Below are 12,703 nucleotides of genomic sequence, written 5' to 3' on the forward strand. Positions count from 1 at the left end.
GAAACTATTGGTGGCTGGAAACGACTTTAGCCATACCAAAACCGACGTCAATTACGACACTATCCTCATCTAGATGTAACAAATAAGGGTGCCGATAGGCACCCTTGGAAAGAATAGTCTAAATACTGCTAAACACGGTATGAGGAAACCATTTTTCTTAACTCTGACGCTTGCTTCTGGACCGTCACGCTGGCTTGGTTAGTCTGAGTTGCATTTGCACTGGTCGTCATTGCTTCATCACGGATCATTCGAATACGACTATCAATAGTTTCTGCCGTGACGGCTTGCTGCTCCATGGCTGCAGCAATCTCTGTTGCCTTAGCCGACATACCACTGATAGAGACAGAAATTTTACTCAATGCAGCACTGGCTTCGGTCGACTTCTCCACCGTTTCTTCTGCTTGGCGCTTACTGCCACTCATAACCACAACCGCTTCATTAGCACCAGCTTGCAATTTAGTAATCATTTGCTGAATTTGCTCGGTCGATTCCTGCGTTCTTTGTGCCAAAGTACGCACCTCATCTGCCACCACAGCAAAACCACGTCCCTGCTCGCCCGCACGCGCTGCTTCAATGGCAGCATTCAGTGCCAATAAGTTAGTTTGATCTGCGATATCACGTATCACATCAAGAATACTACCCACGTTCCCAGTTTGACTTTCAAGAGACTGCAAGGCATCCGCAGCCTTATCAACCCCTTGCGCTAAACGCGTAATGGATGCAGCGTTATCATTCACAATACGCGAAACTTCCTGCGCGTAGCGATCTGACTCCTTGGCGGCATTAGCCGTTTCGTCAGCCCCCTCTGCAACATAGCGGATAGTCCCTTGCATCTCCTCAATAGCCCCTGCAATACCTAGGGTTTCATTCTGCAATTCTTCCATGCCTGAACGAGTGCGCTCTGAGGCAACCAGCATCTGCTCACCGACGCTTGATAATTCTTGTGATTGATTTTGAACCGTGCCAACCAAGACATTTAAACTATTAATGAATCGGTTAAAGCTTTTCGCCACATCCGCTAACTCATCATCGCCGGTTTCATCAAGTCGAACAGTTAAGTCACGAGCACCTTGAGCGATATCATGCAGCGAATGTTCAAGCTTACGTATATCTGGCAGTGTTTTTTGGCGTAACAAAAGCAACACAGCCACAACCAATATCGCTGATGCTAAAGCGCTTAATAGAGCCACCCATTTGGTTTCTTCAATTTTAGAGATAGTTTCGAGAGAACTTTGCTCTAGACGAGACTCAATATCGCCAGCGACACTCTCTAAGGTTTCAGCAAGCTTGCTTGATGCTTCATCTAAGCCGCCAGCACCTTTCATCATTAGATTCCCTGCATCCGTACCTTCATTAATATAGGCAAGCGCCATCTGGTAGCCAGAACCGTATAGTTGATCTAGATTCTGTTTTAGGACTGAGACTTTATTGGAAAATTCAGGAAGGTGCTTAGCCAGCGCGTCTAAACTTTCCTTAGCACCGATCAAGCTTGCCTGCGCTTCGGGCAGAGCATCATCACCGCGAGTTGCTCCCATATCGGTTAGAAACTGCTGCACCTGAACTGTGTAGTAGCGAGCATCTTTGATTGCGGCCATAGCGTTGACTAGATTCATTTCTTTATGAATGGCTTTTTGATTATTCGTCAAGCCATATTCAGTAATGCTAAACAGAGCGCACAGTATCAATAAAATGAAGCCAATTACTAACCCAAATAAACGGCTGATTGTCATACCTTTCCCTCAATCGGTTTTTATTCTTCAAAACACCTGCCCCATACTATTAAAACTCTCACTTTATATAAAAATTTATAATGTAATATTTTGTCGGATTGATTAGCTTCAATTACAAACCGTTAACGTAGCACCGAGGTCGGCTTTCGCCTATAATACCCGCTCCCTGAAAAACCATGTTCGAGGCGTTTACTCAATGCAATTAACCAGCTTAAATGCGATTTCCCCGATCGACGGTCGTTACGGCTCAAAAACAAATGCGCTACGCCGCTCTGTTAGTGAGTACGGCCTACTACGTATGCGTGTTATCGTGGAAGTACGTTGGCTTCAAGCGCTTGCTGCGCACCCTGAAATATCTGAAGTGCCTGCTCTAAGTGCTGAAGCAACTGCAATCCTTGATGATCTTGCGGCAAACTTCTCCGAAGCGGATGCGCAATCTATCAAAGACATCGAAAAAACGACCAACCACGACGTCAAAGCGGTTGAATACTTCATCAAAGGCAAAATTGCAGACAACGCTGAGCTGGCAGCGATTTCTGAGTTCGTACACTTTGCATGTACGTCGGAAGACATCAACAATCTGTCTCATGCATTGATGCTAAACGAAGCACTAGCGGAAGCCATTATTCCTGAGATGAAAGCAGTTCTTACTGCTATCGAAGACTTAGCCATCGAACATGCGGAACAATCGATTCTATCTCGTACTCATGGTCAGACAGCGTCACCAAGTACTGTAGGTAAAGAAATGGCGAACGTCGCAGCACGTCTTGCGCGCCAAATCAAACAAATCGAAGCAGTGGAATTCCTTGGTAAGATCAATGGTGCGGTAGGCAACTACAACGCCCACCTTTCGGCTTACCCACAAGTTGACTGGCAAGCGCACGCTGAGAAGTTTGTAACGTCTTTAGGTCTAACTTGGAACCCGTACACAACTCAGATCGAACCACATGATTACATTGCTGAGCTGTACGATGCGATCTGTCGCTTCAACACCATCCTAATCGACTTCGACCGTGACGTTTGGGGCTACATCTCTCTAGGTTACTTCAAACAGAAGACCATCGCTGGCGAAATCGGCTCTTCAACGATGCCGCACAAAGTTAACCCAATTGACTTCGAAAACTCGGAAGGTAACTTGGGTATTGCCAACGCAATCATGGGCCACCTAAGTGCTAAATTACCGATTTCTCGTTGGCAGCGTGACCTAACGGACTCTACGGTTCTACGCAACCTAGGTGTTGGTTTGGCACATAGCTTAATCGCTTACCAAGCGTCTCTAAAAGGCATCAGCAAACTAGAAATCAATGCGACTCGCCTAAACGAAGACCTAAACAATTCTTGGGAAGTGTTGGCTGAGCCAATCCAAACCGTGATGCGTCGCTACGGTATCGAAGCACCCTACGAGAAGCTAAAAGAGCTAACCCGTGGTCGCACGATCAACCAAGAAATTATGCAAGAGTTTGTTGATAAGCTTGAACTTCCAGAGCAAGCAAAAGAAGAGCTAAAAGCTCTAACACCTTCAAACTACATTGGTAATGCAGTCGCTCAAGCGAAAGCCATTCGCGGCTAATTACGCATCTATGTTATTTCTTATATACAAAGAGTCGTTTTTATAACGGCTCTTTTTTTTGATGAGAACTTATTATGAATATCGATACGCCCCTAACCATCCTAGCTGGTATGAGTGCAAAAACCTTCTACCAAGAATACTGGCAAAAAAAACCTTTGCTGATTCGCGGTGGTGCAAAAGACATTGAGCTTCCTATTAGCGCAGATGAACTGGCAGGACTTGCCATGGAAGAAGAAGTCGAGTCTCGTATCGTTATTGAACAGGGTGAAACACCTTGGCAATTACTGCAAGGCCCCTTCGATGAAGATACTTTTGCCGAATTGCCTGAACAAGAATGGACCCTACTCGTACAAGCAGTCGATCACTGGGTACCAGAAGTGCAAGTCTTGAAAGAGCGCTTTAACTTCCTACCTAGCTGGCGTGTTGACGATGTGATGGTGAGCTATGCAACAGAAGGCGGTAGTGTTGGCCCACATTATGACCAATACGATGTGTTTCTCGTACAAATGGCCGGCAAACGCCGCTGGCAAGTACTGGCACCAGAGCAGTACCAAGATTCAAATCTTGAAGGCACTAAGCTGCATATCTTGGATAACTTTGAGGTCGATCCAGAGCAAGACTATGAACTAGAAGCCGGCGACATTTTGTATTTACCACCTAACTTTGCCCATAATGGGCGCGCTTTGGATAGCGAATGTATGACCTTTTCGGTTGGGTTCCGTGCTCCTTCCGCACAAGCGGCCTTACAAGGCATCACCGACAAACTGTGCGAAGAGATTAACGAGAAAAACCGATTTGCTGCGCCTGAACCTTTAGAGCGTGATCATCATGCGCAAATTCAAGACAGCGATATTAATCATTTGAAACAGAAATTGCTTGAATTAATCGACTCCCCCGCCCTATTAGCCAACTGGCTTGGTGAGACCATGAGTGAAAGCAAATATCCCGAATACAGCGTTCAGCTGAACGAAGATGAGCTAGAAGAAACCTTTGCTCAAGCAGTCAAAGGTGACACTTTTATTCGTCCCGGCGATGCCCGCCTGTGTTACTACCTAAATGAAGCAGAATCGACTTGTACACTATACTGCAATGGCAACGCTTTGGAACTGGATGGGGAATTGGTCGACTTTATTCAAGCAATTTGCGATCAGGAAGAGTTTGATTTCAGTGGATTGGATCTGACTAAACACCCTCAACTATTAGAAACACTTCGCTTCTTGCTTCAACACCAAGCATTAGTAGCACTGCCCTACGAGGACGAATAACGGCATGAAAGTACTGACATCTGACTGGAACAGTAGCAAGGCACAATTAACCTTTGTTCGCCGACAAGTCTTTATCATTGAACACGGTATTGATGAGCAAGATGAATGGGACGGCCTAGACGATACTGCCATACATTTTGTGGCTTTTGGCACCACAGCTGTTCCAGTAGGTGTTTGCCGACTTACAGATGATGGGCAAATTGGCCGCTTAGCGGTGCTACCTAATTATCGCCATCAAGGTAATGGTACTCTGCTACTACGCAAAGCTATTCAGGTCGCACGAGAGATGCAGCTTACTCAGGTATATTTGCACGCAATGGTGGATGTCCAAATCTTTTATCAAGCGCACGGCTTTAAAACTGACGGCAGGATTTTTATGGAAGCAGGTAAGCCTCATATAAAAATGGTCCGAGAGATATAATGTTTTCTCTTATCTAAAAAGCAGACAAAAAAATAGGAGCCATTGGCTCCTATTTTTCTTTGCATCAGCAATTAGACGATGGCGATTAGCTCAACGTCGAATACCAATACAGAATGCGGTTTGATCAAAGCACCAGCGCCTTGTGCGCCGTAAGCAAGATCAGAAGGTATTGCGAAACGATATTTCGCACCTTCCTTCATAAGCTGAAGACCTTCCGTCCAACCCGCGATAACGCCCGCTAGAGGAAACTCAATTGGCTCGCCACGAGCAATTGAACTGTCGAATACTTGACCATCCACTAGACGACCTTCGTAGTGAACACGAACCGTTGAAGAAGCAACTGGCTGGTTACCCGTGCCTTCTTCTAGTACTTCAAACTGTAGACCAGAAGCTGTTACTTGAACGCCTTCACGAGCTTGGTTTTCAGCAAGGAAAGCTTCGCCAGCGGCCACTGCTTCAGACGCTGCCGCTTTAGATTTTGCTTCCATCTTTTCTTGAAGCTCCGCAAAGGCAGCTTCTAGTTCTTCGCCAGGAACAGCCATTGGTTGCTCATTTAAAGCATCCTTGATCGCTGCGAAAAGATGATCCAACGAAAGCTCGCCTAGATCGCTGCCACGAAGTTGATCACCGATCTGACGACCGATACCATAAGCGATTTTCGCTTCGTTTGTGTCAAAAGACAGTTCAGACATGATGTTATCTCTATAGTGTCGTTTAAATTCGGTGGCTAGGATATCACAACCAAATCTTATTGCCGACCTCAGTAGCAGAATCTGGCACTAGACCCAATTAATGAAAACCATTATCATTATTGAACATTAATTAGGAGCGTCTTATGAGTAAGCTTATAAAAGTCCTAACAGCGCCTAGCGAGCAGCAATACAAATGGCAAAACATCTTCTTTGTTGCTACGATTTTAACTATTACAGCACTCGGTTTCTTAGTGGATGGCCATCTAGACAGTATAAATGTCACTAATGCTCTATAAGCATTCCTGAAAATTGATTTGCGTCACATCGTCTTAGTATGGAAGGATTAGACTAAGTAATCATCCTGATGAGGAGAAAAGCGATGTTACCGAAAATCCGTACTATTTTGTACGCTTGCGATTTAGAACCTAGAACTAACCAAACCATGGAAATGGTTTTGAACCTAGCGATTACTAACCAAGCAAATATTGTATTGCTGCATGTTATGGAGCCAATCAGCGCTCAAGCAGCCAACATGATCAATAACTACATCTCTGACGCTACGATTAAAGAGATGCGTGAAGAAGCAGATCGCTCAACCTTAGAACGCATGCAAACTTATCTTGGTCAATTCATGGAAGCCCATGCTCATGAAGTCAGCGAACTACCCGCGGCTCCAAGAATAGAGCTGGCACACGGCATCCCTTCAGAAACGATCGAAAAAGTTGCAGAGAAAATCGGTGCGGATATGATCGTAATGAACAGCCGTACCCACAGCAAGATCGGCCAAATGGTTATCGGCTCAACGGCCAACAAAGTGGTCCACCATAGCCGTGTTCCCGTTATGGTAGTGCCAATTCTTAAGTAAGTACCACTGCTAATGGACTTGGATGCATAAAATACTGTATAAATAACCATATACATTTTTTACGTTTTGTGCATCCATGATTCTTTATATTGCTGAAAAACCCAGTCTTGCTCGAGCTATTGCAACCGCCCTCCCTTCCCCACAAAAAAAACACGATGGTTATATCGAATTACCAAATGGCGATTGTGTGTCTTGGTGCATTGGGCACTTACTGGAACTAGCAGAACCACAAGATTACAATCCAGCATTTAAGCAATGGAATCTAGATCACCTGCCCATCATTCCGAGTGACTGGCAGTGGAATGCCAAAGCTAATACAAAAAAACAGCTCTCAGTCGTCAAGAAGCTTTTAAAAAATGCAGATCAAATTGTTCATGCGGGCGACCCTGACCGCGAAGGACAGTTACTGGTCGATGAAGTCCTGCATTTTGCTAAAGTACCAAAATACAAACTTGAACAGGCCCAACGTTTACTGGTCAGCGACCTGACTCCAACTGCGGTAAAAAAAGCGCTGACTAAATTACGACCGAACAAAGAATTTGCCGCGTTGTCCTGCTCTGCCTTGGCACGCTCAAGAGCTGACTGGCTTTATGGGATAAACCTAACCCGAGCCTATACAGTAAAAGGCCGCCAAGCAGGCTATAACGGGGTGCTCTCTGTAGGCCGAGTTCAGACACCGGTACTTGGTTTAGTGGTTAGACGCGATAAAGAGCGTGAGGCCTTTGTTTCTAGGGACTACTTCCAAGTCATCGCCCACCTAGCAACAGACACTTTTCCTTTTCAGGCTAAATGGCAACCAAGCGATGCTTGTGCCCCCTATCAAGATGAAGAAGGCAGAGTACTCAGTCGCCCTCTAGCTGAGAATGTAGCACGACGCATAACCAATAAACCGGCCATAGTGAAAGAGTTCAACAAAGCGCCGAAAAAGCAAGCCGCCCCCTTGCCTTATAATCTATCCGCACTGCAAATTGATGCTGCCAAGGCATTCTCAATGAATGCACAAAAAGTGCTGGATATCTGTCAGGCACTCTATGAGAGACACCAAATTATTACCTACCCACGCTCTGACTGTCGCTACTTGCCGACGGAGCAATTCTCTCAAGCAAAGAACATCGTTACGAAACTTCAAGGGCTGGATTTAGGGTTTAAAAATGCCGCCCAGCAAGCAGACCCAACGCAAAAGAGCAAGGCATGGAACGACAAACAAGTGGGCGCACACCATGCCATTATCCCAACGCAACAGCTAAATGCCTTCGACAAGCTCAACCATGATGAAAAGAAAATCTTTGAGCTGATTGCACGCCAGTATCTGATTCAGTTTATGCCTGTCTATGAGTATCTGACGACCAAGATATTAGTTGAGATTGAAGGCGGCCTGTTTAGCACTCAAGGTATCACCGTTCTGAAAGAAGGCTGGAAAGCCTTGATGCCAAGACAGAACAAAGAGGAACCAGAATTACCACAACTAAAAGTAGGACAGCAAATTCATTGTCAGCACGGAGAAGTGCTTGCCAAGCAAACCACACCGCCCGATGCCTTCACTGATGCAACCTTGCTGGCCGCCATGACAGGAATAAGTCGCTTTGTCAGTGACAAAGAAATTAAGGCTATCCTTAAAGAGACCGACGGACTTGGTACCGAGGCCACTCGAGCAGGCATTATCGAATTACTTTTTAAACGCGAATTTCTTAAGAGAGAAGGCAAGCAAATTCATGCTACTGCGGCTGGCAGAGCTTTAATTGAAGCGTTACCAGAAAGTACGACCGTCCCAGACATGACGGCAAAGTGGGAATCCATGCTAAACGATATCAGCCAAAACGCGATACCCTATCAGAAATTTATGATGGAGCTTAACCAAGTACTGCAGCAACTCATTGCTGGGGCCCGACAAGGCTCAATGAGCCAATTCAGCAATCTGCCCAAAACCACGGTAAAGGCAAGCGCTAAACGAAAGCGCCGCACGACCAGTAAAGCCACCGCTTCCAAAAGCAAACGAGGGCAGCAAAAAAACCAATCTACAGGCTAGCCTAAAGCTAGCCAGATCCCCACACCAATCATTAAGGTACCAGCTATACGATTCATAATGCGCACATTCCCACTTTTCATGAGTACTGAACGCATAGTTCGCCCACCTGCGGCATAAATCAACAAGCAACAAAATTCCAAGGTAAGAATGATTGCGATCAAGCTTATTAACTGCGATGCAAGCGGTAGCTCTGAGTTTAAAAATGGGGGTAATAATGCGACAAAAAATGCCCACCCCTTAGGGTTAGCGATTGCCGTAATAAAGCCTTGAGAGATCAACTCAAAGATACTAGCTTGGCGCTCTTTATCATCAGCCTTGATCGCCATTTTGCCGCGCGATAGCCACATTTGTATTCCTATGTAAGCCAGATAAGCACCACCTACATATTTAAACAGCATGAATACAGTAGGATAGTTCAGCAGTAACGCAGCCACGCCTATGGCAGATAACGTGGCAACAAGTCCAACGCCTGTTAACTCACCAATCATCATCCACAAAGATCGTCTCACACCAATTGTCATACCCAGCGTCATCGCCAAGGTCATACACATACCAGGAGTAATAGAGACGAAGAAAAAGGTAGGAATAAATACTGAAAGGAGACCTAAGCTCATGTGACATACTCGAAGATAAAATTCAGAGCTCAAAAATTGCCAGACAAGTAAGTTCTAAGCAATGGCAAACTAAGGGAATTACAAGGAAGCCTAACCGTTCGGCTAAAAGTGTTTCTTTTTCTGGAACTCACCGTCTTCCATAAACTTTTGCCATTCATTGTCCAACTCGCCTTCAGCTTCCGCTTCACCAGCAGATTCTGCTTCTAACTCAGCTTCGCGCTGCTGGAGCTCAAGATCATCGTTAATCTCTTGAATGGCTTCTTGATACTTAGCGATTAACTCAGCCGCCTCAGTTTTTTCCTCAACTGGCTTTAACTGATTAATGGCCTCATTGTATTCACTGATGGCATCGCTCATCTTGTGAGTCAAAAAAAACTGGCGTGCCAAGTAATAATGGTGGTCCGCATTGACCTTATAACGATACCAATTAATCAACTCATCAAAGTGAGCAAAGGCCTCCTCATGAATTTGCTTATTGGCTTTCGCCGACAGCAAATAACCATGAAATGACTCAAATAAACGCTTGAGCTCCATGATCTGAATCTCATCCACCACAGGCTTAGGGCGTCGCTTTTCCTTACTGTTTTGAAACTGGATCATTTCCTCGTTAAGAAAACGACGACGACGTGATAAGGGCTCATCTGGCTGAACGGCTAGCAATTCATCACAAATACTAATTAAACGTTGATACAGCCATAAACGTAAGTCTTTAGGCTGATACTGGGCAGGCATTTCATCTAAATAACGACGAACCTGACGCAACTGATTGTTGAGCAATGCGGCTTTTCGCAAACGCTCTATTCGAGCCTGCTCTTTCAGTTGTAGGTAGATAGCGAACGCTATAAAACCACCGATGGCGATCAGTAGCAGCGTCACAATAATTGCCGTCATAGATTACTTTCCGAAGCGACTATTTTTTTAATTGGGAAGCAAAGTCATTTATTCCTTATAACAGAAGGACTTAGCCTGCTCTAGAACTTTTTCCAAATAATTCGTTTTCAATGCGCTGAATACTTGCATTGAGTTTATTTATTACCTCCGCGGATTCATTATAGGTAGCCACTTTTTCCATCTCAGCAAGCGCCTGTCGAAGCTTTTCTAAAGCCCCTGCTTTTTTGTCCAAATCAAGGCTGACCATGGCTTCCTTGACCAGTAAATCATGATGAGCAAGAGAAAAAGAGAATCGCACCAGAGCAACCTGATCTTTTGCGGTCGCTTTATCGATAAAGTTGTTACTGACAAGACCGCGCAGTAACAAGGGCACCGCCTGCAAAGCTTGATGCACCTGCGAGAGCTGCACATGAGTTTGAACCTTGTCATTGATCGAAGCTTGATGTCCTGCTTTCAACTCGACTAAAAGCTGCTCATAGCCAGGCAATATCGCTTCTAAATCGCTTACCAATTTATGTCGGCCCAATAAATGAATACTTGAGATTAAGTATTCAACTAGCACCTGCTTTGAAAGCAAAGGCAGGTATCTATCCGGTAGGCAATTAAGTAAATCCACAACGCGATAACAACGTCGACTTAACTGTTCGAGCTCATGCTGTTGACGCTCCTGACGTTCCTTATAAAAACGCATCAAGGCGATCGCTATGATCGAAGCCGTACCACCGATAGCAACAGCAATAATAATTGTTACTAAAAAACCACCAGTCACAGGAAGTTCCGCCAATGTTGTAAGCCTATTAGATAGTTAAGCATATAAAAAAACCGATCATTATGCATGATCGGTTTTTCAAAACTTTCTAATATTTCTGTAATTAAGCGACTGAGAAGCCTAAAAGTGCGTAGAAAATAACAGCTGATAATAGTGCCGAAGCAGGTACCGTAATGACCCACGCCGCAGCAATACGTAGCAAAGCAGAACGTTTAACCAACTCTTTCTTGGTTGCCTTCTTAAGACTCTTACGCTCTTCTTTACTGATTGGCGCTGCCGCCTGAAGCGACTTCACTTCACGCAGTATCGCGCGTTTTTCTTCTACATCTGCCATTTTGAAACGTTCAACAAAGGCATGAGTGTCTTCAGCACCCAATCCAGAAGTCTCAGAGTGCTTTTCAATCTGCGCTAATTTCTTCTCATATGATAGTTTCAAATATTCACGTAGGAAGCCCACACCGAAAATACCACCCACTGCAATGTGTGTAGAACTGACCGGCAAACCTAATTGGGATGCTATGATTACAGTAATCGCAGCCGCCATCGCGACACAGAAAGCACGCGTTTTATCTAGCTCAGTGATTTCAGAACCTACAGTACGAATTAGCTTAGGTCCAAACAACGCTAAACCAATTGCAATACCAATCCCCCCAACCATCATAACCCAAAGAGGGATCGCTGCTTTAGAAGCCATACCGCCATGCAACAAGGCATCATTTATTGCAGCCAATGGACCAATCGCGTTTGCTACGTCATTAGCACCGTGAGCAAAACTTAGCAATGCAGCAGACACCACCAATGGGATGGTAAACAGGTTGTTAACCGCATCTTTTTCATTTGCGACTTTCTGAGCGGCGCGGTCAATCAATGGACGAACAACAAAGTAAGCAGTCAAAGCTAGACCTAGGCCAATCAAGGCAGCCGTCACAAAGTCCAGTTTCCAGATCTTTTTAAGACCTTTCATCGCCAAGTAGGTTGAGAACGCCCACACCATGAAAGCAACCAGCAGCGGAACGACTTTTTTCGCCGCTTCAATCATATCGCTCTTGTAAGTAATGGAACGCTTAATGTAGATCAGGAATGACGCGGCAATGACGCCCCCCATAACAGGAGAGATCACCCAGCTGGCAACGATAGCACCAACTTTGTCCCAGCTTGCGATATCCCAACCACCTGCTGCAATACCAGCGCCCATTACACCACCCACGATTGAATGCGTCGTAGACACTGGAGCACCTAGGTAAGTCGCAAGATTCAGCCAGATTGCACCGGCAAGCAATGCTGCCATCATCACCCAAATAAAGGTAGCTACATCAGGTAGTGCATTTGGGTTAATGATGCCGTTCTTGATAGTACCAACGACACTACCACCAGCAATCAGAGCACCTGCCGCTTCAAAGACCGCAGCAATCAAAATAGCACCCGTCATCGACAAAGCTTTTGAACCCACTGCAGGGCCAACGTTATTCGCTACATCGTTGGCACCGATATTCAGAGCCATATAAGCGCCAAATGCCGCTGCAATGGCTAGAATAGAGACATTTGAGATGCCCTCGCCATGGGTGTAAGCGTAGTAGCCTGCGATCACAACGAATGCCAACGCAATCAAGATACGAACGATTTCACCACCGCGGGTAGTTTTTGTGTCTGAGCCGTAATTTGCTAGATCCATAAAAGATACTTCTTAGTAATTAAACGACACTGGTTGGCACAATTGCCCAGCAACTTTTTCCTAAGTTACTAAACCAGCTCTTCAAATTAATCCGTCAAATTTCATTAAATTGAAAACGCGCGACATTCTACACTTAGATCTTTTTTATAAAAACCCAAAGCAGACCGAAACATGACACAAACACCTTT

At 45.1% G+C, this 12,703-nt stretch carries 12 protein-coding genes; 6 read left to right on the forward strand and 6 right to left on the reverse strand.

The features are described from left to right. Positions 1–128: 128 nt before the first annotated feature. Positions 129–1,730, reverse strand: coding sequence for a methyl-accepting chemotaxis protein (locus ASC49_RS02055; protein WP_055461537.1), 1,602 nt, complete (start codon positions 1,728–1,730; stop codon positions 129–131). 196 nt (positions 1,731–1,926) lie between these two features. Between ASC49_RS02055 and purB the strand changes: the two genes are divergently transcribed. From purB to ASC49_RS02070, 3 genes are all read left to right on the forward strand, one after another. Continuing rightward, positions 1,927–3,300, forward strand: a complete 1,374-nt coding sequence (gene purB / locus ASC49_RS02060; RefSeq protein WP_055461538.1) for an adenylosuccinate lyase — start codon at positions 1,927–1,929, stop codon at positions 3,298–3,300. Between the two features lie 74 nt (positions 3,301–3,374). Continuing rightward, positions 3,375–4,565 (forward strand): ribosomal protein uL16 3-hydroxylase, encoded by a 1,191-nt coding sequence (locus ASC49_RS02065; RefSeq protein ID WP_055461539.1) that lies wholly within the window; start codon positions 3,375–3,377, stop codon positions 4,563–4,565. 4 nt (positions 4,566–4,569) lie between these two features. Then, entirely contained in the window at positions 4,570–4,986 is a 417-nt protein-coding gene (locus tag ASC49_RS02070; protein ID WP_055461540.1) for a GNAT family N-acetyltransferase, read from the forward strand. A 71-nt stretch (positions 4,987–5,057) separates the two neighbouring features. Here ASC49_RS02070 and ASC49_RS02075 read toward each other — a convergent pair whose 3' ends face one another. Then, positions 5,058–5,678, reverse strand: coding sequence for an FKBP-type peptidyl-prolyl cis-trans isomerase (locus ASC49_RS02075; protein WP_055461541.1), 621 nt, complete (start codon positions 5,676–5,678; stop codon positions 5,058–5,060). Positions 5,679–5,821: 143 nt separating this feature from the next. On the opposite strand from ASC49_RS02075, the gene ASC49_RS19745 reads away from it, so the two are divergent. The 3 genes from ASC49_RS19745 to ASC49_RS02085 all read left to right on the forward strand — a co-directional run bounded on the left by ASC49_RS19745 (position 5,822) and on the right by ASC49_RS02085 (position 8,569). Then, positions 5,822–5,974, forward strand: coding sequence for a hypothetical protein (locus tag ASC49_RS19745; RefSeq protein ID WP_156085536.1), 153 nt, complete (start codon positions 5,822–5,824; stop codon positions 5,972–5,974). 83 nt (positions 5,975–6,057) lie between these two features. Continuing rightward, the gene (locus ASC49_RS02080) at positions 6,058–6,543 is read left to right on the forward strand and encodes a universal stress protein (RefSeq protein WP_055461542.1); all 486 of its coding nucleotides are present in this window, start codon (positions 6,058–6,060) and stop codon (positions 6,541–6,543) included. Between the two features lie 76 nt (positions 6,544–6,619). Further along, a complete protein-coding gene (locus ASC49_RS02085; protein WP_055461543.1) occupies positions 6,620–8,569 on the forward strand; it encodes a DNA topoisomerase III in 1,950 nt (649 codons plus the stop codon). Here ASC49_RS02085 and ASC49_RS02090 read toward each other — a convergent pair. The 4 genes from ASC49_RS02090 to ASC49_RS02105 form a co-directional block, all read right to left on the reverse strand. Continuing rightward, positions 8,566–9,183, reverse strand: coding sequence for a LysE family translocator (locus ASC49_RS02090; RefSeq protein WP_055461544.1), 618 nt, complete (start codon positions 9,181–9,183; stop codon positions 8,566–8,568). The two genes, ASC49_RS02085 and ASC49_RS02090, sit on opposite strands and share 4 nt — an antisense overlap. Positions 9,184–9,285: 102 nt before the next feature. Continuing rightward, positions 9,286–10,074 (reverse strand): hypothetical protein, encoded by a 789-nt coding sequence (locus ASC49_RS02095; protein WP_055461545.1) that lies wholly within the window; start codon positions 10,072–10,074, stop codon positions 9,286–9,288. Positions 10,075–10,144: 70 nt separating this feature from the next. Beyond that, positions 10,145–10,858, reverse strand: a complete 714-nt coding sequence (locus ASC49_RS02100; protein WP_055461546.1) for a hypothetical protein — start codon at positions 10,856–10,858, stop codon at positions 10,145–10,147. Positions 10,859–10,946: 88 nt separating this feature from the next. Further along, positions 10,947–12,515 carry an inorganic phosphate transporter gene (locus tag ASC49_RS02105; protein WP_055461547.1) on the reverse strand — a complete coding sequence of 523 codons (1,569 nt, stop codon included), beginning with the start codon at positions 12,513–12,515 and terminating at the stop codon, positions 10,947–10,949. Between the last annotated feature and the right edge of the window lie 188 nt (positions 12,516–12,703).

The organism is Marinomonas fungiae (assembly GCF_001418205.1).
In the GTDB taxonomy this organism is placed as follows: domain Bacteria; phylum Pseudomonadota; class Gammaproteobacteria; order Pseudomonadales; family Marinomonadaceae; genus Marinomonas; species Marinomonas fungiae.

What these genes read in the sequence shown, in the direction of transcription:
- ASC49_RS02055 (WP_055461537.1), bottom strand. Translation starts at nt 1,730, where the DNA reads ATGACAATCAGCCGTTTATTTGGGTTAGTAATTGGCTTCATTTTATTG.
- purB (WP_055461538.1), top strand. Translation starts at nt 1,927, where the DNA reads ATGCAATTAACCAGCTTAAATGCGATTTCCCCGATCGACGGTCGTTAC.
- ASC49_RS02065 (WP_055461539.1), top strand. Translation starts at nt 3,375, where the DNA reads ATGAATATCGATACGCCCCTAACCATCCTAGCTGGTATGAGTGCAAAA.
- ASC49_RS02070 (WP_055461540.1), top strand. Translation starts at nt 4,570, where the DNA reads ATGAAAGTACTGACATCTGACTGGAACAGTAGCAAGGCACAATTAACC.
- ASC49_RS02075 (WP_055461541.1), bottom strand. Translation starts at nt 5,678, where the DNA reads ATGTCTGAACTGTCTTTTGACACAAACGAAGCGAAAATCGCTTATGGT.
- ASC49_RS19745 (WP_156085536.1), top strand. Translation starts at nt 5,822, where the DNA reads ATGAGTAAGCTTATAAAAGTCCTAACAGCGCCTAGCGAGCAGCAATAC.
- ASC49_RS02080 (WP_055461542.1), top strand. Translation starts at nt 6,058, where the DNA reads ATGTTACCGAAAATCCGTACTATTTTGTACGCTTGCGATTTAGAACCT.
- ASC49_RS02085 (WP_055461543.1), top strand. Translation starts at nt 6,620, where the DNA reads ATGATTCTTTATATTGCTGAAAAACCCAGTCTTGCTCGAGCTATTGCA.
- ASC49_RS02090 (WP_055461544.1), bottom strand. Translation starts at nt 9,183, where the DNA reads ATGAGCTTAGGTCTCCTTTCAGTATTTATTCCTACCTTTTTCTTCGTC.
- ASC49_RS02095 (WP_055461545.1), bottom strand. Translation starts at nt 10,074, where the DNA reads ATGACGGCAATTATTGTGACGCTGCTACTGATCGCCATCGGTGGTTTT.
- ASC49_RS02105 (WP_055461547.1), bottom strand. Translation starts at nt 12,515, where the DNA reads ATGGATCTAGCAAATTACGGCTCAGACACAAAAACTACCCGCGGTGGT.